This is a genomic window from Nocardia sp. MDA0666, from assembly GCF_003023875.1.
GTDB classification, from domain to species: Bacteria; Actinomycetota; Actinomycetes; order Mycobacteriales; family Mycobacteriaceae; genus Nocardia; species Nocardia aobensis.
The window spans coordinates 1-20478 of the sequence record NZ_PYHT01000042.1 but is presented as its reverse complement, the minus strand read 5'-3'; the positions used below and the strand labels follow the sequence as shown (position 1 = coordinate 20478).

Annotated in this window: 18 protein-coding genes; 7 read left to right on the top strand and 11 right to left on the bottom strand. The window is 69.3% G+C overall.

Annotated elements, in window-relative coordinates; all coding sequences use genetic code 11:
• Positions 1-5 precede the first annotated feature (5 nt).
• Both C8258_RS31580 and C8258_RS31575 read left to right on the top strand, forming a co-directional pair.
• The gene (locus C8258_RS31580; RefSeq protein WP_036501115.1) at positions 6-386 is read left to right on the top strand and encodes a hypothetical protein; all 381 of its coding nucleotides are present in this window, start codon (positions 6-8) and stop codon (positions 384-386) included.
• Positions 383-970, top strand: a complete 588-nt coding sequence (locus C8258_RS31575; RefSeq protein WP_106958253.1) for a hypothetical protein — start codon at positions 383-385, stop codon at positions 968-970. The genes C8258_RS31580 and C8258_RS31575 overlap by 4 nt, the downstream gene beginning before the upstream one ends.
• A 6-nt stretch (positions 971-976) precedes the next feature.
• Here C8258_RS31575 and C8258_RS31570 read toward each other — a convergent pair whose 3' ends face one another.
• Positions 977-2458, bottom strand: coding sequence for an MFS transporter (locus tag C8258_RS31570; RefSeq protein WP_233225465.1), 1482 nt, complete (start codon positions 2456-2458; stop codon positions 977-979).
• Between the two features lie 53 nt (positions 2459-2511).
• On the opposite strand from C8258_RS31570, the gene C8258_RS31565 reads away from it, so the two are divergent.
• On the top strand, positions 2512-3297 hold the full coding sequence (locus tag C8258_RS31565) for a TetR/AcrR family transcriptional regulator (protein WP_106958260.1): 786 nt from the start codon (positions 2512-2514) through the stop codon (positions 3295-3297).
• On the opposite strand, the gene C8258_RS31560 is transcribed toward C8258_RS31565, so the two are convergent.
• The 3 genes from C8258_RS31560 to C8258_RS31550 all read right to left on the bottom strand — a co-directional run bounded on the left by C8258_RS31560 (position 3279) and on the right by C8258_RS31550 (position 6558).
• Positions 3279-3878, bottom strand: a complete 600-nt coding sequence (locus tag C8258_RS31560; protein WP_106958252.1) for a dihydrofolate reductase family protein — start codon at positions 3876-3878, stop codon at positions 3279-3281. The genes C8258_RS31565 and C8258_RS31560 overlap by 19 nt on opposite strands.
• Before the next feature lie 65 nt (positions 3879-3943).
• Positions 3944-4591 (bottom strand): TetR/AcrR family transcriptional regulator, encoded by a 648-nt coding sequence (locus C8258_RS31555; RefSeq protein WP_106958251.1) that lies wholly within the window; start codon positions 4589-4591, stop codon positions 3944-3946.
• A 98-nt stretch (positions 4592-4689) separates the two neighbouring features.
• The gene (locus C8258_RS31550; RefSeq protein ID WP_233225464.1) at positions 4690-6558 is read right to left on the bottom strand and encodes a Na+/H+ antiporter; all 1869 of its coding nucleotides are present in this window, start codon (positions 6556-6558) and stop codon (positions 4690-4692) included.
• A 112-nt stretch (positions 6559-6670) separates the two neighbouring features.
• On the opposite strand from C8258_RS31550, the gene C8258_RS31545 reads away from it, so the two are divergent.
• On the top strand, positions 6671-8104 hold the full coding sequence (locus C8258_RS31545) for an FtsW/RodA/SpoVE family cell cycle protein (protein ID WP_106958250.1): 1434 nt from the start codon (positions 6671-6673) through the stop codon (positions 8102-8104).
• A 34-nt stretch (positions 8105-8138) separates the two neighbouring features.
• On the opposite strand, the gene C8258_RS31540 is transcribed toward C8258_RS31545, so the two are convergent.
• The 6 genes from C8258_RS31540 to C8258_RS31515 form a co-directional block, all read right to left on the bottom strand.
• A complete protein-coding gene (locus C8258_RS31540) occupies positions 8139-9047 on the bottom strand; it encodes a 2-hydroxyacid dehydrogenase (protein WP_106958249.1) in 909 nt (302 codons plus the stop codon).
• 98 nt (positions 9048-9145) lie between these two features.
• Positions 9146-10474: a pyridoxal-phosphate dependent enzyme gene (locus C8258_RS31535; protein WP_106958248.1), complete on the bottom strand. Its 1329-nt coding sequence runs from the start codon at positions 10472-10474 to the stop codon at positions 9146-9148.
• Complete coding sequence (locus C8258_RS31530) at positions 10474-11922, bottom strand: alanine racemase (RefSeq protein WP_106958247.1); 1449 nt, start codon at positions 11920-11922, stop codon at positions 10474-10476. Before C8258_RS31530 ends, C8258_RS31535 begins: the two co-directional genes overlap by 1 nt.
• Positions 11919-13235: a heavy-metal-associated domain-containing protein gene (locus tag C8258_RS31525; RefSeq protein ID WP_233225463.1), complete on the bottom strand. Its 1317-nt coding sequence runs from the start codon at positions 13233-13235 to the stop codon at positions 11919-11921. Before C8258_RS31525 ends, C8258_RS31530 begins: the two co-directional genes overlap by 4 nt.
• Positions 13232-14668, bottom strand: a complete 1437-nt coding sequence (locus C8258_RS31520) for an aminotransferase class V-fold PLP-dependent enzyme (protein ID WP_106958246.1) — start codon at positions 14666-14668, stop codon at positions 13232-13234. The genes C8258_RS31525 and C8258_RS31520 overlap by 4 nt, the downstream gene beginning before the upstream one ends.
• Before the next feature lie 111 nt (positions 14669-14779).
• Positions 14780-15262, bottom strand: coding sequence for a DUF2599 domain-containing protein (locus C8258_RS31515; RefSeq protein ID WP_233225462.1), 483 nt, complete (start codon positions 15260-15262; stop codon positions 14780-14782).
• Positions 15263-15454: 192 nt separating this feature from the next.
• Here C8258_RS31515 and C8258_RS31510 point away from each other — a divergent pair, with 192 nt between their 5' ends.
• Together C8258_RS31510 and C8258_RS31505 are read left to right on the top strand one after the other, a co-directional pair.
• Positions 15455-16543, top strand: coding sequence for a TerD family protein (locus C8258_RS31510; RefSeq protein WP_106958244.1), 1089 nt, complete (start codon positions 15455-15457; stop codon positions 16541-16543).
• Between the two features lie 198 nt (positions 16544-16741).
• Positions 16742-17221, top strand: coding sequence for an HAD-IIIC family phosphatase (locus tag C8258_RS31505; RefSeq protein ID WP_036501131.1), 480 nt, complete (start codon positions 16742-16744; stop codon positions 17219-17221).
• 57 nt (positions 17222-17278) lie between these two features.
• Here C8258_RS31505 and C8258_RS31500 read toward each other — a convergent pair whose 3' ends face one another.
• On the bottom strand, positions 17279-18994 hold the full coding sequence (locus C8258_RS31500) for a GMC oxidoreductase (protein ID WP_106958243.1): 1716 nt from the start codon (positions 18992-18994) through the stop codon (positions 17279-17281).
• 427 nt (positions 18995-19421) lie between these two features.
• Here C8258_RS31500 and C8258_RS31495 point away from each other — a divergent pair, with 427 nt between their 5' ends.
• Positions 19422-20129 carry a TetR/AcrR family transcriptional regulator gene (locus tag C8258_RS31495; protein WP_106958242.1) on the top strand — a complete coding sequence of 236 codons (708 nt, stop codon included), beginning with the start codon at positions 19422-19424 and terminating at the stop codon, positions 20127-20129.
• Positions 20130-20478: the final 349 nt, after the last annotated feature.

Genomic DNA, 20478 nt, shown 5'->3' with positions numbered 1-20478 from the left:
CGGTCATGCCGTTGCGCAAGAGTTTGCTGGGATCGCGAACCGGGTCGGTGGGTGCGAAAACCGTCACGACCGTTCGCGCATCACTGACCCCGGAAGCGTTGACCACCGGCGGCCTGCTGCTCACCGCCGCCGGACTGGCCCTGCTCGGTCCCCTGCTCGCGGCGATGCTGATCCGCGCCAGTGGCGCGGGCCGCACCGACGCGGCGGCGACGACACCGCTGGTGCTGGCGATGCTCGCCGTGATCGTCGCTGTGGCGAGCGGTTTCGCCCTGTTCGTCTCGGCGTGGCGGCGGGCCCACACTGCGGCGCCCGGACGCGTGGGCCGCGTCTCGACCGTGCGGACCGAATCGGTGCGCTCCGACTTCGACGGTGGCGGTGGGCTATGAGTATCGCCGATCTCGAACGGGTGCGCCCTGATCGGCTGCGGTGCCGGCAACTGCGGATGCTGGCCGTGGTCACGAACGAATCCGGTTGCCGCGACGCGACTCAGGTGCTGCTGGAGCGGGCGTATCGCCGCTGGTCGGGTCACCCGGACTGTGATCACTTCCCGCCCGTGCAGCGCTGGCGGGCGGTCGAACCGGGGTATCTGGACGGCGCGGAGTTGCTGCCGGGCTCACTGATCGGCGCGGTGGCGGCAGGGCATCGCCCGCGAATTCGCGATCTGTCGCTGGGAGTGCAGGCCGCGCTCGTGCTGCATTCGGGATGTCCGGCGCTGGTCGAGGAGACGGTGCTGCCGGGCGCGGGCCGCGGGGCCCTCGCGCAGGCGTCGCGGCGCGGCCTGTGCGTCTCCGTCTACGGGTTGCCCGAGGACGATATGACGCTGGCCGAAAGTGTGCTGGCCGGATATGCCGGGATGGGCGCGCTGACGGTGGTCGAACGGCTCTCCCGGTGGCTACCCGACAACGCCTCGCGTCCAACGGTATCGGTCCCCGCGCGCGCTGCGGGGACCGATCCGCGTGCCGTGGCGTGAACCGGTTCAGCCGGCCTGTGCCGGTTCGGGGTGCGGCGCCGGCTGTGCGGCGCGGTGGCGCAGCAGCACCAGGCCCAGCAGCGCGGCCGCGAGGCTGAAACCGGCGCTGATCCACGCCCCGTAGGACATGGCCGTGGTGAACGCCGACTTCGCCGGTTCGCCGAAGCCGAGAGCGAACGCGTTGCCGATGTTCTCCCGCGCCGCCGCCGGGACGTCGGCCGGCATGTGCGAGGTGAACACGCCCGCCAGCACACTGCCCAACACCGCGATGCTGACCGCCATACCCACCTGCTGGATGGTGTCGTTCATCGCCGAGCCCACACCGGCGTGCTCGAGCGGGATCGCGCTCATGATCGCGGCATAGGCCGCGGGACCGGCCAAACCGCCCCCGACACCCATCACCAGCATCGAGGTGAGCACCCACGCGTAGCTGTCGGCGTTGGCGAGGATGACGAACGCCCCGGCCATCACCGCCAAGCCCGCGACGATGAGGGTCTTGTTGCTCAGCTTCTTGCCGAGGGTGGCGCCGAGTCCGTTGCACACCGTCGCGGCCACGGCGTAGGGCAGCAGCGCCAGCCCGGCTTTCATCGGGCCGTATCCGAGGACGAACTGCAGGTACTGGGTGAGCATCAGCATCACCGCGCCCATGCCGAACACCATCAGCAGCAACGTGAGGCAGGTGCCGGTGAAGTCGCGATTGCGGAACACCGCCAGCGGCAGCATCGGATGCGGCGAGCGGTACTCCCAGTAGGTGAATCCAGCCGCGGCCACCACCGCGAGCGCGATGACGGGGATGTTCCATTCGCGTTCGATGATCACGTAGACGGTCGCGGTGAGCGCCGCGATCGACAGCAGCACTCCGACCAGGTCGACCGGGCGTTGCTGTCCGTAGGTTTCGGGCATCAGCACCACCGCGGCGATGATGGCGACGATCGCGACGGGGATGTTGAGCAGGAACACCGACCCCCACCAGAAGTGCTGCAGCAGAAAGCCGCCCAGGGTGGGGCCGAGCACGATGCCGACCATCGAGACCGTCGACCAGCCGGCCATCGCCTTGCGGCGTTCGTCCTCCTCGAAGGTCGTCATCAGGATCGACAGGGTCGAGGGCATGAGCAGCGACCCGCCCACACCCATCGCGGCGCGGGCGGCGATCACCTGCCAGGGTTCGCTGGCCAGGACCGCCAGCAGCGAGGCCGCGCCGAACACCGCGAGGCCGGTGATGAGCATGCGGCGGCGGCCGAACCGGTCGGACAGGCTGCCGGCGGTGAGCAGGAGTCCGGCGAAGACCAGGACGTAGGCGTCGAGGATCCACTGAATGTCGGACGGGCTCGCGCCCAGTTCCCGGATCAGTGACGGGATGGCCAGGTTGAGGACGGTGCCGTCGATCATCAGCACCAGCAGGGACAGGCAGAGCACACCCAGGATCCACCAGCGGCGGGGATCGCGCGAGGGCGTCTCGGCGGATTCTCGTACAGTGTTCGATTCCACTCGAGCAGCGTACGATAAACTCGAACAGTGTGCGAGGCAATTACAGTGGTGCCGTGACCAAACCGTTCAGCTCGGTGTGGACGCGGCAGGCCCGCCCGCCCAGGAGGTCGGGGCTGACCCGCGATCAGATCGTGGCGGCCACTGTGGAACTGCTCGACGCCGACGGCCTCGACGCGCTGAGCATGCGCAAACTCGGCGCGCGCCTCAACGCCGGCGCGACCAGCCTCTACTGGTACGTGGCCAACAAGGACGAGCTCCTGGAATTGGCGCTCGACGAGGTGTGGGGACTGGTCGAGACGCCCGATCCCGACCACGCGAACTGGCGGGAGGTGTTCACCACCTTCGCCTACAGTCTGCGCGGCACCATCCGGTCGCATCCGTGGGCGGCGAGCCTGCTGGGACAGCTGCCCAGCGTCGGCCCGCACGCCTTCGCGCTCACCGACCGGTTGCGCCGCACCTGCCTGCGGGCCGGATTCGCCGGCACCGACGTCTACCTGGCCACCGCCCTGGTGATGAGTTTCATTCTGGGACAGGTGATTCCGGAACTTACCTACCGCAAGGCCGTCGGCGGCGAGGTCGACCACCAATCGGTGCTCGCCTCGATGGACCAGCTGGCCGCGGACTATCCGCAACTGCGCGCCGACTACCGCGACGCGCTACCGCAGGATCCGGAAGTGGCGCGGGCGCTGGCGTTCGACTTCGGGCTGGTCTGCGTTCTGGACGGGATGGCCGCGCGCCTGGGTGAGCCGCCCACGGCCGATCTGGGCCGTCCCGGCACGGCACCGCAGGAGGAGCCGGAAGCGTCGCCGCACCCCGGAACTCAGCGGCGCACCCGGTAACGCAGGTGAGTGACCCGGCTGCCCGCCACGACAACCGGATCCTCCAGCAGGTGCGGTGCGGCGCCTAGATGATCGAACATCGGTGTGCCGCCGCCGAGCAGCACCGGCACCAGATCGATCCAGATCTCGTCGAGCAGTCCGGCCTCGAGCGCCTGGCGGGCCATCGTGCCGCCGTTGACGCCCACCGCCCGGTCGCCGGCGATCTCGGCCGCGCGCTCGATCGCGGCCTCGATCCCGTCGGTGACGAAGGTGAACGGCGCCCCGGGATGCGAGTCGATCCACTGCTGCGGAATGCGGTGGGTGACAACGACTATCGGCCGGTCGAACGGGTGGCTCCCACCCCAGCCGTCGGTGAGGTCGAACAGCCGGCGCCCGACCACGAACACACCGACCGCGTCGAGATAGGCCGCGACATGGTCGTGGTCGACCTCGGTCATCGAGAATCGCAACTCCGGATGGGTACTCGGGTAGGCGCGGTCACCGGCCTCGTACCACGCGAACAGATGCTCGAATCCGGATTCCTCCGGCCCGGCGATATATCCGTCGAGCGACATACTCGCCCCGCACACCACTGTCGCCATCTCGTCGCTCCTTCGACTCGCCTACATGGGCTTTCACGGAGGCAGACGAGCGCCGCGGCCGGAATTCATCGGCGTGGGGCCGGAAGTCGGTCGCGATACATCGACCGATACGCTCCGATCACCGCGACCAGATGGTCCACCACCTGATCGCGGTCGGCGCGCAGCGAACCGTTGAGCCAGGCCGCGAACAGTCCGGCATTGCCCGAGGCCATGGTGACCGCGGCCATCCGCCGCCGCATCGGATCGTCGATATCGGTGAACAGATGATCCTGGATGAGCCGGGTGAACGTCGGCATCACCGCGATCGTGGTCTGGCCCAAACCGGTGCTCGAATACGGTTCGACCAGGAACAGCCGCGATTTGCGGGGATCGGCGAGCACCTTGTCGACCAGCACTCTGGCCAGTTCGCGGTCGCGGTCGGGATCGGCGGCCGCGGCGAAAGAGGTCATCGGTTCCCGGAAGTCGTCGGCGACCTGCCGGTAGAGCACGTCCAGCAGATCGTCGCGGCCGGTGAAACTTTCGTAGAAGTAGCGGTCGGTGAGCCCCGCGCGCCGGCACACCGCGCGCATGGTGACCGCGCCCGCCCCGGCCTCGCCGATCAGGTCCAACGCGGCCTCCAGCAACGCGGTCCGGCGCGCCTCGCGGCGCTCGGTGAGCGTGGTACCACCCCAGATACGGGTGTCGTTGTCGGTGGAGTCCTGACCTGTGCGCACGGACCCGAGCCTAACGGTTCAGAGCCCGGAGGCGGCAGCGCAGCGTTACCACGCAGGGCTCACCGTTGGGCTCCATCGACACAGCCTAACGGGTGGGTTCAGCCCAGGATTTCGTCGACATAACACCAGCGCCATTTCTCGCCGGGCTCCACGCTGCGCATCACCGGATGCGTCGAGGCGTGGAAGTGCTTGGTGGCGTGGTTGCCGACCGAGGAATCGCAGCAGGCGATATGCCCGCAGGTCAGGCACATGCGCAGATGCACCCACGTCAACCCCTCGGCGACGCATTCGGAACAGCAGTCGGGATGGTCGGGGGTGTGGGTGTGCGGGGCGGCGACGAGGTGTTCGCAGCCGCCGGAGACCGGGGCGGACAGGGGAGCGGCGGTCTCGTCGTCGTCGGCCTCGCTGATCCGGTCGATCGTGGACTCCTCCAGATCGATCGCGGTCATCACCTGTTCGAGGACCTCGTGGTCGATCCCGCCGCCGTCGCGGGCGCGCAGCACCGCCTCGCGTTCGGCGTGGAGCATCACCAGCCGCAGCCGCCGGTATTCGCCGCTGGGAGTGACGCGCACCGATTCCGCGCGCCCGAGCTGTTCCCACGCCGCGTGGCTGCGCCGCGCCACCCGGTCACGCAGGCTCGTCACCACCTCGGGCGGGGTTTCGGGGGCGACCGCCTCGTCGAGTGCCTCGAGTCCGGCGGTGGTGGCCTGCTGCAGCAGCGCGGCCTCCTGCAGCGCGTCCTCGGCGCGGCTGGGACCGCGCAGTTGCAGCACCCGCACCAGCGCCGGCAGCGAAATACCCTGCAGCAGAAGCGTTCCGCCGACCACGACCAGGGCCAGCAGTTTCAGCGTCGCCAGCTGCGGGGTGTCGTCGGGCAGCAGGGTGGCCGCGGCGAGGGTGACCACACCGCGCATCCCGGCCCACGACACCACCGCGGGACCGGTCCAGGTGGGTTTGGGTTTGCCCCGGGGGCGGCTTTCGACGAACCAGGAGAAGTAGGTGGCGGGAAAAACCCAGATCGGTCGCACCACGATGACGGTGACCAGCACGGCGACAGCGGTGAACACGATGGTGGCGTGGTCGAGTCCGCTGTTCCAGGCGTCGTCGACGATATGGCGGACCTGCAGGCCGATCAGCAGGAAGACCGCGCTCTCCAGCAGGAACTGGATGGTGCGCCAGTTCGTGCGTTCGGCCACGCGGGAGGCGGCCGACTGCCACACCGGGGCGCCTTGGCCGAGGATCAGCCCGCATACCACCACCGCGATCACGCCGGAGGCGTGGGCGGCCTCGGCGGGCAGGTACGCCGCGAACGGCGCCAGCAACGAGATACCGGTGTCGAGCACCGGATCGGTGATGCGGCGGCGCACCAGCACCAGCACCGCGGCCGCGGCGATACCGATGACCGCGCCACCGGCGGCCGCGTAGACGAAGTCGCCGCCGGCCTGCCACACACTGAAACTGCCCGCCATCGCGGCGATCGCGGTGCGCAACGCGACCAGCGCGGTGGCGTCGTTGAACAGCGATTCGCCCTCGAGCAGGGTGACGATGCGCCGTGGCATCCCGACCCGGCGGGCCACCGCGATCGCGGCCACCGCATCCGGCGGCGCGACGATCGCGCCGAGTGCGACCGCGGCCGCGAACGGCACCGGCAGCAGCTGCCACACCACCGCGGCGACCGCGAAGGTGGTGGCCAGCACGAGGCCGACCGACAGCAGGGTGATCGACACCTTCTTCGGTTTGAATTCCAGCAGCGAGGTGCTGATCGAGGCCGTGTACAGCAGCGGCGGCAGCAGACCCAGCAGTACCCACTCCGGATCGATGTCGATCTGCGGGACGAACGGCAGGTAGGAGGCGACGACCCCGGCGACGGTGAGCAGCAGTGGTTCGGCCATGCCGATGCGGCGGGCCAGCGCCGCCAGCGCGACCGCCACGGCGAGCACGGCCACAACTCCGAACGCGATATGCACCCGCTCATCGTGCCAGTCGATCCTGGTAGTTCGCGCAACCGGGCACCGCGGCCGGTCCGGGTGCGGCACGGCCGGGCGGCGCGCGGCGGCGGTGATCCGCATACTGGACACGATGAATGCGCTGCGGACCGGGATGTCGTCGGGACCGATCGTGCGCGGCCGGCCGCGGCGTACGGAATTGATGTTGTGTACCGCGGCGGTGGTCGTGGTGGGTATCGCGGCGTGGATCATGTCCGCGGCCGCCGGTGGTGACGACGGCCGATCCCTGCAGTGGTCGTTGCTGGTGTTCGCGGCGCTGACGCTGCTGGCGCACGTGACGGTGCGGCAGTTCGCCGCGCACGCCGATCCGGTGATCCTGCCGTGCGTGGTGTTGCTCAACGGGCTGGGGCTGGTGCTGATCGACCGGCTCGACCGGGCCGAGGCCGCGAGCGCCGCCGCCAAGGGTGTCGCCGCGCCGTCGTCGGACGCCGCGCACCAATTGATCTGGACCGCAGCGGGTATCGCGTTGTTCGCGCTGGTGCTGGTGGTGGTGCGCAACCATACGCAGCCGGCCCGCTACGCCTACACGTGCGGGCTGGCCGGTGTGGTCGCGCTGCTGATCCCGGCGGTGCTGCCCGCGCGCTTCAGCGAGGTCAACGGCGGCAAGAGCTGGATCCTGTTCTCCGGGTTCTCGATTCAGCCCGGCGAATTCGCCAAGGTGCTGCTGCTGATCTTCGTGGCGGCGTTCCTGGTCGCCAACCGGGACCTGTTCGGCGCGGCCGGGCAGCGGGTGCTGGGTTTCACGGTGCCGCGGCTGCGCGATCTGGGGCCGCTGCTGGTGGTGACGTTCGTGTCGGTGCTGGTGCTGGTGTACGAGAAGAATCTGGGTTTCTCGCTGCTGGTGTTCGGCACGGTGCTGGCGATGGTGTACATCGCGACCGGGCGGGCGTCGTGGCTGCTGATCGGGGTGGCGATGTTCGCCGTCGGCGCCGTGGTCGCCTACCACCTGTTCGCGCACGTGCGGGTGCGGGTGCGGGTCTGGGAGGATCCGATGGCCACCTACTACACCAACGGCTATCAGATCGCGCAGGGATTGTTCGGCCTGGGAACCGGCGGATTGTGGGGGACCGGGCTCGGGGCGGGCCGGCCGCAGGAGGTGCCGTTCGCCAAAACCGACTTCATCATCTCCACCATCGGCGAGGAACTGGGGTTGTTCGGGCTGACGGCGGTGATCCTGCTGTTCGGGGTGATCACCGTGCGCGGTTTCGCCGCGGCCTTGGCCACGCGTGACGCGTTCGGGAAACTGCTCGGCGGCGGGCTCGCGTTCTCGGTGGGCTGGCAGCTGTTCGTGGTGATCGGCGGTGTGACCAAGCTGATTCCGCTGACCGGCCTGACCACGCCGTTCATGTCCTACGGCGGATCGTCGCTGCTGGCCAACTATGTGATCGTGGCGCTGCTGATCCGCATCTCCCACGACGCTCGCACCGAGGCCGCGCCGGCCGCGCCGCCACCGGCGCCGATCGCCGAGGCCATGACCGAACACATCCGCCGACCGCGCCCGCGATGAAAGCCATTGCGCGGCAACCACTCACGTCACCCGATTACCGTGTGGTCACCAGGTTGTCCGGTATCCGTCCGGTGAGGAACCGCTCGATCTGGGCGGCGGCCACCGCGTAGGCGCGGCTCGTGCTGTGACTGCCGGCACCCGCGACATGCGGGGTGAGAAACAGCCCCGGCGCACCCCACAGCGGATGATCCGGTGGCAGCGGTTCGGGATCGGTGACATCGAGCGCGGCGCGCAGCCGATGCGAATACAGTTCGGCGACAAGGGCTTCGGTGTCGACCACCGGCCCGCGCGAGACGTTCACCAGAATCGCGCCGTCGGGCATGCGGGCCAGCATCCTCGCATCGGCCAGCCCACGGGTGCGGGGGGTCGCCGGCACCGCCAGCACCACGATGTCGTGGTCGGGCAGCAGTGCGAGCAGCTCACCGACCGGGTGCACTCCCGGCCGCGCGGTCCTCGCCACGATCGTCACCGGCGTCCGGAACGGCGCCAGCGCGCGGATCAGGGCGTGGGCGAGATCGCCGGCGCCGACGATGAGCACCTTCTTCCCGTACAGGGTGCCGGTGGGGCGGGTGGCCCAGCGGCGCTCCTGCCGGGCACGGGCGAAAAACGCGAAATCGCGGCACAATGCGATCAACGCGCCCAGAACCCATTCGGCCACCCCGTCGCCGTGCGCGCCCCGCGCGTTCGACAGCAGCACCCCCTCGGGCAATGCGCCCACCCAGCCGTCGGCGCCCGAGGTGAGCAATTGCACCAGACCCAATTCCGGAAGCCGGTGGGCGAGCGCCACCGTGTCGGCGCGGGCCGGGAAATCGGGAATCAGTACCCGCGCCGCCTCGGCGCCCGGCGGCAGCACACCCTGGCGATAGTGCAAGGCGGTCACACCGTCGAGATGCGCCAGGGCCGCCACCCCGATCTCGTGTGGCACCAGCACCGTCACCGCCATACCGAACCACGGTAGTTGTGCACACCGCCCCCTTCACGCGCGTACAGGGGAGGTGGCGGTGGGAAGGCGGTGTGCGGGCAGCGTCCGGACGCCGATGCTCAGATCGCCGGTGGCGCCGCGCTTTCCAAGTCGAACCCGGCGTCGCGCCAGGCGACGATGCCGCCCGCCAGGCTTGCCGCATCGTAGCCCGCGCGGGCGGCCGCAGCGGCGAAGCGGCGCGACAGATCACCCACGGGGCAGACGAAAACCAGTGGGCGCGAGCGGGAGAACGGCACGCCGTGGGCGAACATGTCGTCGAGCTGGTCGTCGCGGATGTTGATCGCGCCCGGGAGGTGCCCGATCCGGTAGGCCATCGCACCGCGGGTGTCGACGATCGTCGGGCGGCCGGTGACGTCGAGTTCGCGCAACTCGCTCGGGGACAGTTCGCGGACAGCGTCCAGTTCCGCCTCGGTGGGTGCGGGCACGCCGGAACTCGTGCGGCCGAACAGGTCCGGGCGCCGCTTCTTGATGTAGGACAGATACGGTTCGATGCGGTCGCACACGATCAGCACCGCCACGACCGGAGTCGGTCCCGGCGGCAGGTCGCGCAACACCTCCAGCGCGGCGGCGTATCCGGCGCCGCTGGTGGGGCCGGCGAGAATGCCGTAGCCGGTGGCCAATTCGAGGGTGGCCTCGATCGCCCGGGCCGAGTCGATCGTCACGATCCGGTCGTAGAACTCCGGCTGGAACAACCCCACATCCCACATCTCGGTCTCCGACCGGATACCGGGAATGAAGTCGCCGCGTTGCGACACCACTGCGATCGTGCGCAGCTCGGGATGATGTTTGCGCAGATAGGTGGCGGTGCCGCGGGTGGATCCGGTGGTGCCGAGTCCGCCGATGAGGTAGTCGGCGCCCATGCCGGCGGCGGCAAGATCCTCGTGGATCTCGCGCCCGGTGCCGTGGTAGTGGGCGTCGATGTTCTTCTCGTTGGTGTACTGCGACGGATGATGGTAGGCGCCGGGGTTTTTCGCCATCGTCGTCTCGATCACCGAGTAGACGTCGTTGGGGGTGGTCGGATCCGGGCATTCCGACAGCCCCGGCAACTCCTCGATCCGCGTGCCGAACAGTTGCAGCAGATCGCGCACCTCGTCGACCTTGATCCGGTTGGTCACCGCGTGCAGGCCCACACCGTGGCGGGCGCCCAGCAGCCGCAGCGCCTTGGCGGTGTTGCCGCTGGAGGCCTCGATGAGTGTCTGCCCGCGGGCGGTGATCTCGTCGAGCTCGTCGCGGATCATGCCCCAGGCGACGCGGTCCTTCACCGAACCGAACGGGTTGTAGAACTCGAGCTTGGCATACAGTTCCACCCCGGGCAGCCGGTGCACGGCCGGATCCAGCCGCAGCAGCGGTGTATCGCCGATCAGGTCGGTGATGTCGTCGAAGCGCATCACGACCTCCCGGGACGATAGTCGGCGTCGGGCATCACGTGGAAACCGTCGTCGCAGTGGGCGACGGCCAACTTCGGCGGCAGTGGATGCATCGATGCGCGCGCTGCCGACAAATCCATGTGATAGGCACCGGTATTCGGGAAAACCAGCAGATCACCGGGCTGCGGCAGGCGCGGCAACCACACCTTGTGATTGCTGATCAGATCGCGTTCCAGGCACAGATGCCCGCCGATGTACACCCCGACCGGACCGCCGGGATCGTCGGCGGCGCGGTCCGCGGATTCGGGTCCGGGCAGCAGCAGCGGATCCACCATCACCTCCTGGTCGGCGGGCGTGATCGTGTCACGTCCGATGTCGACGGTCACCACGATGCTGCCGTCGACTGTGCGCTTGACGAATTCCACGCCCGCCACGGTGACTCCGGCATGATCGGCCAGCGTCTTGCCCGGTTCGCACCACAGTTCCAGCAGGTTGTCGGCGAGTACCCGCGCCAGCGGTTGCCCACCGTGCGCGGCCAGGGGTGCGGCGAGCAGGTCGTCGAGCATCCGCGGCCCAGACATCGTGTTGGCGTATTTGTGGAAGATCGGGATGCCGTGGGCGCCGGTGTCGTCGACGGTGTAGCCGAAGGTATTGTCCGCCCAGCTCATCGGCTCGCCGCGCCCGACCAGCGATTCCCGCAGAGCCAGCGTGTAACGGTCGAAGCGGTCGGCGTCGGCGGTGAACACCTGCCGGAACCCGCCGCCGATGTCGAGCACGGTGGGGGCGAGGCCGTGGGCATACGCGCGTTCGATCCAGCCCAGGCACGCCTCCACCGCGCGCACCCGTTCACCGATATCGCCGGAATCGAGATGAAAAGCGAAACCGCGCAAGGTGATTCGATCCCGGCACCGGGTCAGCAGCGTCAGCTGTTCGGCTACCTCGCCGGGGCCGATGCCGAACCGGCTCACCGCCACCTGTCCGCCGGGGCCGGGGAATCCGCTCAGCCGCAACAGCACCGGGATCGGTGCCGACGGATCGGCCAGAGCCGTCAGCTCGCGCAACTCCCACGGATTGTCCACGTTCACCGTCACACCGGATCCGGCGAGTGCGCTCAGCAGCCGCCTGCCCTTCGGCCCGGTCACCTCGATGTCGGCGGGTGCGAATCCCACGTCGCGGGCCGCGGTGAGCTCTTGGGCGGAGGCCACATCGACACCGATTCCGGCACGGTGCGCGGTCGCCAGCAGCGCTCGGGAATGGTTCACCTTGTGCGCGTAGCAGATTCGATGGCGCAACCGATGCCGCACCGCTACGGCTCGGAGCTGTCGCAGATTGTCGAGGTAGACCTGCGGAAACAGCAGATGCGCCGGCGTGCCGAACCGGGCGACGGCCGCGGTGAGCGCATCCGGGCAGCCGAGATAGGCGCGAACCAGGGGATGCAGCAGCGCCGGTAACGCGGGCGGTGCGCTCATTCGGCCGGGCCCGGGGCCGCGAGGGTCGGGTTGTAACCGCTGTCGCGCAGCGCTTCGAAGGCCCGGTGCCGGTTGCGGGCGCTGCGGAATTCGGCGCGCACCCGTTTGCTGATCAGATCGATCTCGTGCACCGCGATCTGCATCGATTCCAGCACGCCGCCGATGGTGCGCACACAGTGTTTGCAATTCATATCCGGCACATAGAACAGATGGTCGGCCGTGCCCGCGAGATCGCCGGTGGCATCCGGTGTTTCGATGATGTCGAGTCCGGACACGGTCCGGGTGAACAGGTCCACGAACCGATCGACCACCTCGGGCAGCAGACTGTAGTGTTCGCCGTCGATGCGATGCGGCATCGCCGCCAGGCACGACGGGCGCGCCCCCGGCGGCAGCAGCGCGTATTGGCGTGAGATCAGGTCGAGTTCGTCGTGATATCTGGCGATGGCCGCCTCCACCGACAGGCCCTCCTCGGTCGTGGCGCGGCGCATCACGGTGTGGGCGTCGTGGATGGTGGCGTCCTTCATCGCGCGCAGGGTGGCGATCGTGTCGTCGGTGTAGCGGACGGTGCCGTCGGGCTGGGAGTCGAGGGCGGCCGCGATCATGCCGCGCCGATAGGTGGAGGCCTGCTGCTCCCAGTACCAGCGGGTGGCGATCGCGGCGAAGATGCCGGAATCGCGCAGCCCACAAGCGAATTCGGTGGCGGTCCGATACGGTGTGGACTCGGCCAGCAGCGCGTGCTGTGCCAATGCCCGGCCGGTCGCTTCGATGCCCACGCGCAGAATGTCGATCGGATCCTGATCGGTCGTGGTCGCACCCAGAACCGCGCGGTCGTGCGGGGTGAGCGCCGCGATCCGTTCGCCGAGTGCGGTATCGGTGTCGAGGCTGTGCCACAGGGCGAGCACGGTTTCGCGGACCGCGACCGGCACGATCGGCCCGAGACCGCCGGTGCGGACGTGGCCGGTGTTGGGGATGCCATCGCTGTCGGTCCACACCACCCGATGGGTGGCGCTGGTGACCTGATCGGCGCGGCACGGACGCATGAACGACTCCAGATACAGCCGCTGCGACAACGTCAGATGGCTACCCGGTTCGGGCCGCAACGGTGTGCGGGTGACCGCGACGGTGCGCGCCGCGGTGGGTGTGGCGGCGGTGAACAGTCCGGGACGGGCCAGTTCGGCGAGGATCCGGGACGCGGTGCGGCGATCGTAATCCGACGCGCTACCCGCCGGTGCCGTGCCCGCAGTGGCCCCGGAGTCCGGGCCGGGATCGGCGGTGGAGACGGCGGGTGCGGCGGATTCGCGGCGTGTGGTCATCGGACCTCCGTGGCGATGGTGGTGAGGCAACCGAGGAACCGGTCGATCTCCTCGGCCGTGGTGTAGACATGGGTACTCACGCGCACCGAATCCGCCTCGGCCGCAACCACTTCGGCGTCCTCGTCGGTAGAGGCGGCGGTGCCGGAGGGGACGCAGTGCGCGCCGGTGCGCACCAGGAAACCCAGTTCCGAGAGCACGAAGCCGAGGTCGGTGGCGGTGATGCCGTCGAGGGTGAACGACACGATGCCGTATCCGGTGTCGCACGGGGCGTGTGCGGGTCCGGGCAGCAGGCGCAGCCCGGGTAGTGCGCGCATGCCGTCGACGAGGCGGCGGGTCAGCATCCGGTTGTGCTTTTCGACGGTGTCGATACCGATCGAATCGAGTACCCGCAGGGCCTCCCCGAGGGCCAGGATGCCCGGGATGTTGTGGGTTCCGCCCTCCAGGCGATGCGGCATCCGCGCCGGCAGCAACGCCGAATCTTGCACGCTCACACCGGAGTTGCCGCCCGGCAGGAACGGGCCCAGCTGGTCGTGGACGCGGCGGTGGCAGAACAGCACCCCCGTGCCGGGCGCGGCGAACATCTTGTGCGCCGACAGCACCGCGAAATCCGCGCCCAGCTCACGCACGTCGACCGGGATGTGCCCGCCGCTCTGGCTGCAGTCGAAACACACCGCCACCCGGGGGTCGAGGCGGCCGCGCAACTCCTCGAGGGTGTTGCGGGCACCGTAGACGTGGTGGAGGTGGCTGACGGTCAGCAGCCGGGTGCGTGGCCCGAGTTTGGCGGCGATGTCGTCGATATCTGCCTCGCCCAGCGCGGTGGTCCGGTAGGGGACCAGCCGCACCCGGCGGCCGAAATGGGCCAGCGTGGCCCGCAACTGCAGCCACGGATACACGTTGGAGGCGTGATCGCGTGGGCTGTAGAGGATTTCGTCGCCGTCGGTGAGGGTGGTCAGCCCCCAGGCGAGCGCGACCGCGTTGAGGCCGGCCGTCGCGCCCGCGGTGAACACCACCTCGTCGGGCTCGGCGTGCAGGAAGCGGGCGGTATCGGCGCGGACCTGTTCGATCGCGCGGGTCAGCGTCGTCGCCCACGGATAGGTGCCGCGTCCGGAATTGGCGGTGTGGCGGCGGTGATAGCCCTCGATCGCCTCGATCACCGGCAGCGGTTTCTGAGTGGTTGCGGCGCTGTCCAGATAGACGGGCCCGTCGTCGGTGAGCGCGGGGAACAGGTCGCGAACGGCTCCCGGGTCGCGCGCTGCGGCGGTCTCGGTGTGCGCCCGGCCGGACGGTTCGCCCGCAGGGGGCGAAGGGATCCGGGCGGTGGTGTGCGCGGGAGTGTGCGCGGAGGCCGGGGCGCTCGCCGGGTGGGCGTGCGCGGGCCGAGGGGTCGGCGACCGCAACGTGACGCTCCCTTCGGCTCGTACGCTGGCGACCATATCCACGATACCTATCGCCGCAGCGGCCTTCGAACCCGGTCGCGGACAACGCATTTCACCGGTCGATCGTCCAGGATCGCGGAACGTGGTCGGAGCGGGGGAGTTTCGCGGTCAGTTACCGGCCGGATCGGGGCCGCCGGGATTGCACATCGCCTGGACGGTGGCCTGGTAGCCGACGGCCGGGCGCCACGGCTCCAGATTCCAGCTCGGCTTGTTCGGTGCGACCATTCGCGCCCACACCCAATGACATTCGAATTGGTCGTACATACCCGGCGAATCGGCGTCGGGAGAGTCGGCGAGCACCTCCGACCAGGCGCGGTCCAGGGCGGCGGGGAATTGGTCGGCGCGCCCGGCGGCGGTCGGGTAGACGTGCAGGCGGCGGCCGTCGGGATCGTCGGTCCATTCGGTGTGATCGATCAGCGGGCTGCCGGCGAAGGGATCGGTGGTGGGTTCGGTGGTCGGCGCGCCGCCGCTCGGGCCGGTCGGCGCCTCGGGGGTGGTCGGCGTGGCCGTGGTGGTTGCGGGCCCGGCGGATTCGGTGATCGCGGAGTCGTCGCTGCCGCATCCTGCCACCGCGAGTACGGCCGAGACCACCGCGGCCGCCGTGGCCCATCGCGGCCCGCGACCGGGTGCTCGTCGCGCCCCCGACCTCATTCGTGTCCCTTTCGACGTCGCGATCCACCGTCGCCGCTCACGCTACCCGCCACGCCCGGGCGTACCGGAATCGGCGGGGCGGGCGCGCCCGTGTTGCCCGAATACCGTGGGAACTCGACGTAGAGTGGAGGGGTGGCCGCTCAGTTGACCAAGGGACAGGTGGACCGTCTGACCCACGACGAGGTCGTCGTATCCGTCCGGCACAGCGAACCCGTCGATGTTTCGGCGCTGCTGCTGAATTCGGCCGGCAGGGTTCGCGACGAAACCGATCTGATCTTCTACAACCAGCCCGCCGCGCACGGGGTGCGCCTGGCCTCCGGGCGGCCGGAGCTGTCGATCGGATTGCGTTCGCTCCCACCGGAAATCGAGCATGTGCGGATCGTGGCCTCGCTCGAGGACCAGCAGGATCGCTTCGGTGACTACGTGCCGCCGCAGCTGATCGTGGCCGATCCGAGCGGAAATGCGGTGTACGAGTACACCGTCGACGGCCTCGGCGAGGAACCGGCGGTGATCGTCGCCGATCTGGACCGTGTCGGCAGCACCTGGCAGGTGCGCCCGCTCGGGCACGGATTCCCCGCCGGATTCGCGGCACTGGTGACCGCGCACGGGGTCTCGGTGGGCGGCGGGGCGGACGATTTGCCCTATCGCGGCCCGGCGGTGCTGGCGCCCGGCCAGGAGGTGGCGCTCAACCAGATCCGCAAGGGTGAGCTGTCGATGGTGAAGATGGGTGTCGGGTGGGATCCGATGAAGGTGCACGGCCCGCGCGGGCTGCGCGCCCTCGAGATCGACCTGGACGCCTCGGCGCTGCTGTTCGTCGGCCAGACACTCGTGGATGTGGCGTTCTACCAGCAGCTTTCCTCCCGCGACGGCGCGGTGCGCCACTCCGGGGACAACCTGACCGGTGACGGTAAGGGCGACGACGAGGTCATCACCGTCGACCTGGCCCGGCTGCCGGCGCAGGTGACGTCGGTGGTCTTCGTGGTCACCTCCTATGCGGGGCATACCTTCGAACGCATCCGAAACGGCTACTGGCGCATGATCGACGGTTCCTCGACCGCCGAGCTGGCGCGGGGCAATCTGCGCGGCGGTGGCCCGCACACCGGCATGGTGGTGGCGAAGGTGTATCGCGACGGCGGCATATGGCGGGTGGCCTCGATCGGCGAGCCGATCCAGGCCGGGCATCCGGTGGAGGCCGTCCCGCTGGTGATCCCGACGCTGTGAGCCGCGCCGCGAGCCAGTGGTTTGCCAGGGCTGGTGTGCGCGGCCCCGCATCCCTACTATGACCTCTCGCGGGACCGGCCCAGGAAAGCGGGGGCTTGTCCGGCACAATCGGTACCTGGATGGTGGCGGTGTACCCATCGGCCATGCCCGCGGGCGTGGCGCAGGTGGGTGTTGAGGAGAGTGGACCGTAGGGGCGAGATGACAGCACCGGCAGTGAAATGTCTTGTCTGGGAACTGGACAACACCATGTGGGACGGTGTGGTCTGCGATTCGACCAGTGGTGCACTGCGCCCGGACGCGGTGCGGGCGCTGCACACCCTGACCGGCCGGGGTGTGATGCACGCGGTGGCCAGCCGTGGCGAATGGTCCTGGACGACCGACAAATTGGAACGTCACGGCCTGCACGGGCTGTTCGCCGCCGTCGAGGTCGGGTGGGGTCGCAAGTCGGCGGCGATTACCCGGATCGCGGCCCAGTTGCGGATCGAACTCGACGCGATCGGCTATATCGACGCCGAGGCGATGGAACGCAGCGAGGTCGCCCACGCGCTGCCGCAGGTGCGCTGCTATGCCGGGCGGCACGTCGACGTGCTCGCCGCGCTGCAGGAATTCCGGGCGCCGCTCACCTCCGCGCCGCCGCCGACCTCGCCGATGGGTTTCGCCCACATCTCCGCGAACTGATCCGGCCGCCGCGGCGAGATATCGCCACGGCGGCCGGATCGAGGGCAGGGGGATGAATCAGGCGCTGTCGCGATTGATTTCGACGATCGGCAACACCAAAGCCGCCGGCGCCGAGGCCGGAACCACCGGCCGGCGCGGCGCGACCGGGGAAATGCGCTGGTAGGGGCTGTCCTGCGAAGGGCGGGTGTCGTTTTCACCCTTGTTCGGCCACAGCGCGGCCGCGCGTTCGGCCTGCGCGGTGATCGTCAGCGACGGGTTCACACCCAGGTTCGCCGACACCGCCGCGCCGTCGACGACACTGAGCGTCGGATAGCCGTAGACGCGGTGGTAGGGGTCGATGACACCGTGTTCGGGGTCGGCGCCGATCGCCGCACCGCCCAGGAAGTGGGCGGTCAGCGGGATGTTGAACACCTCGCCCCAGGTGCCGCCCGCGGTGCCGCCGATCTTTTCCGCCACACGCCGGGTCACATCGTTTCCGGCCGGGATCCAGGTCGGATTCGGTTCGCCGTGGCCCTGTTTGGAGGTCAGCTTGCGGCCGAACACGCCCCGCTTGGTGTAGGTGGTGATGGAGTTGTCCAGATGCTGCATCACCAGCGAGATGACGGTGCGTTCGCTCCAGTTGCGCACGCTGAGCATGCGCAGCAGGGTCAGCGGATGGCGCAGCACCTCCAGCAGGAAACGCAGCCAGCGCGGGATCCGGCCGCCGCCGTCGACCATCAGCGTCTGCAGTAGTCCCATCGAATTGGATCCCTTGCCGTAGCGGACCGGTTCGATGTGGGTGTCGGGGGTGGGGTGGATGGAGGAGGTGATCGCGACACCGCGGGTGAAGTCGCGGTCGGGATCGACGGTCCGGGTCGCCGCGCCGAGAATGGATTCGGAGTTGGTGCGGGTCAGCTCGCCCAGCCGCGGCGACAGCTTGGGCAGGATTCCCTTGTCGCGCATGTCGAACAGTAGCTTCTGGGTGCCGCGGGTGCCGGCGGCGAGGACGACGTGCCCGGCGGTGTAGGAGGCCGGTGATCTGCGGATCTTCGCGCCGGTGCGGCGGGTGTCGACCTGCCAGCCGCCGTCGGGCAGCGGCCGCACCGCGGTCACCGTGGTCAGCGGCAGCACCTGCGCTCCGGCCTGCTCGGCCAGGTACAGGTAGTTCTTCACCAGGGTGTTCTTGGCGCCGTGGCGGCAGCCGGTCATACATTCGCCGCATTCCAGGCAGCCGGTGCGCTGCGGGCCGACACCGCCGAAATACGGATCGTCCACGGTCTTGCCGGGCTCGCCGAAGAACACCCCGACCGGGGTCTGCACGAAGGTGTCACCGACACCCATGTCGTCGGCGACCTGTTTGAACACCTCGTCGGCGGGGGTGATGTGCGGGTTGCGCACCACGCCCAGTATTTTGGTGGCCTGCTCGTAGTAGGGGGTCAGCTCGGCGCGCCAATCGGTGATGTCGCGCCACTGATTGTCCTGGAAGAACGGCTCCGGCGGGACGTAGAGGGTGTTGGCGTAGTTCAGCGAGCCGCCGCCCACGCCCGCGCCGCCGAGGATCAGCACATCGCGCAGCAGGTGGATGCGCTGGATGCCGTAGCAGCCCAGCGCGGGCGCCCACAGGAATTTGCGCAGGTCCCAACTGGTTTCGGGCAGTTCGTCGTCGGCGAAGCGGCGACCTGCCTCGAGAATGCCGACCCGGTAACCCTTTTCGACCAGGCGCAGCGCGGTGACGCTGCCGCCGAATCCGGAGCCGACGATCAGGACGTCGAAATCGGTGTCGTGTGCGGTCATGGCCGCTCCTGCGGGGTGCGGGCCATCCGCAACCGGTCGGCCCCGGGAACGGGCTGCGCATGGTGTCTCATCGGGCCTCCGTGAGTGTGTGTCGCCGGTGACGAATATCAACGCTACTACCGAGTATTTTAGGTGTGTCTCTCGGTACCCCTAAATGGTGTCTCGCCTGGTCGGCGCGCAGATCCAGGGAAATCGGCGAGGTCGGCCGGGGTGGCGGCCCGAGCCTCGGCGGCAGCGAGGTTCGAGTGGCGATCCCGAGTCGATCGGGTAGGGATCTCCTCGCGTCGCGCCGCCGGTCGGTCGCCGCGCACGCTCATTACCGGCGGGTAACAGTAATCTGCATCACGATTCGTGACAAGTATGACCGGAATCGCCAGATCGCCGATCACTCTGGTAAGCACCGCTCTCTATATGGCAGGCTGGGAGCATGAGCACACCCCGATCCCGTGCCCGGGCCCGCACGATGGACGAAATCGTGCGCATCGGCCGTGAACATCTGGCGGTGCACGGCGCCGCGGCGCTGTCGCTGCGCGCCGTCGCCCGCGATCTCGGCGTGGTCTCCTCGGCGGTGTACCGCTACGTGCGCAGCCGCGACGAACTGCTGACCATGCTCGTCGTCGACGGCTACACCGAACTGGCCGACGCCGTCGACGCCGCCCTGGCCGGCGCCCCGGCCGACGGCGCCACCAGGCTGCGGGTACTGGCCCACGCCGTGCGCGACTGGGCGCTGGCCGAACCGGCCCGCTACGGCCTGCTGTTCGGCACCCCCGTCCCCGGCTACGACGCACCCGCCCAGGAGACCACCGCCCCCGGCACCCGGGTGATCGGATCCCTGCTGACCATCGTCGAAACCGCCTGCCGCACGGGCCAACTCGCGACCCCCGAGCCCGTCCCGGCGGCCCCGGCCGAACTGGCCGCCGACATCGAACGCATCCGCGCCGAATTCGGGCTCGAAATGCCGGACTGGGCGATGGCGCGCACGCTGACGGTGTGGACGGGCCTGTTCGGGGCGGTCAGCTTCGACGTCTTCGACATGTACGGCGCGCAGACCTTCACCGACCGCGCCCAGGTGTTCGACATCCACCTCGACAACCTGTGCGCGATCCTCGGATTCCCCGCTGCCGCAGCGGACTAGCCCGCGCGGCGGGTATGCATTCGTGGCCGCCATCGTGCAGGATGTCACAACCCGATAAAGCTCATTCTCAGCTTTCCCATACCCGGGAATGAAAGACTGAACGGCGAAATGAACGACGAAACCGAACCGATCCCGGTGGTGGATCCCCGCGCCGGCAGCGGTCGATCGCGGCACGCGCGGCCCGACGACGAGTCGCCATCGGATCGGTCCGGTCGACATAACCCGCGCAACGTCCGGGCGGGCACCCCGCCCTGGAGTCGCGGCATCGCCACCCCCGCCGACCAGCGCGACAGCGAGCGCACCCGGCGAGCGGCCCCACCCCCCGCGCAACGTCCGCCACGACGTGAAC

Coding starts and splice junctions, on each gene's coding strand:
- C8258_RS31495 (WP_106958242.1), top strand. CDS start 19,422: ATGAGCACACCCCGATCCCGTGCCCGGGCCCGCACGATGGACGAAATC.
- C8258_RS31520 (WP_106958246.1), bottom strand. CDS start 14,668: ATGGTCGCCAGCGTACGAGCCGAAGGGAGCGTCACGTTGCGGTCGCCG.
- C8258_RS31525 (WP_233225463.1), bottom strand. CDS start 13,235: ATGACCACACGCCGCGAATCCGCCGCACCCGCCGTCTCCACCGCCGAT.
- C8258_RS31575 (WP_106958253.1), top strand. CDS start 383: ATGAGTATCGCCGATCTCGAACGGGTGCGCCCTGATCGGCTGCGGTGC.
- C8258_RS31540 (WP_106958249.1), bottom strand. CDS start 9,047: ATGGCGGTGACGGTGCTGGTGCCACACGAGATCGGGGTGGCGGCCCTG.
- C8258_RS31530 (WP_106958247.1), bottom strand. CDS start 11,922: ATGAGCGCACCGCCCGCGTTACCGGCGCTGCTGCATCCCCTGGTTCGC.
- C8258_RS31580 (WP_036501115.1), top strand. CDS start 6: ATGCCGTTGCGCAAGAGTTTGCTGGGATCGCGAACCGGGTCGGTGGGT.
- C8258_RS31545 (WP_106958250.1), top strand. CDS start 6,671: ATGAATGCGCTGCGGACCGGGATGTCGTCGGGACCGATCGTGCGCGGC.
- C8258_RS31535 (WP_106958248.1), bottom strand. CDS start 10,474: ATGCGCTTCGACGACATCACCGACCTGATCGGCGATACACCGCTGCTG.
- C8258_RS31505 (WP_036501131.1), top strand. CDS start 16,742: ATGACAGCACCGGCAGTGAAATGTCTTGTCTGGGAACTGGACAACACC.
- C8258_RS31560 (WP_106958252.1), bottom strand. CDS start 3,878: ATGGCGACAGTGGTGTGCGGGGCGAGTATGTCGCTCGACGGATATATC.
- C8258_RS31500 (WP_106958243.1), bottom strand. CDS start 18,994: ATGACCGCACACGACACCGATTTCGACGTCCTGATCGTCGGCTCCGGA.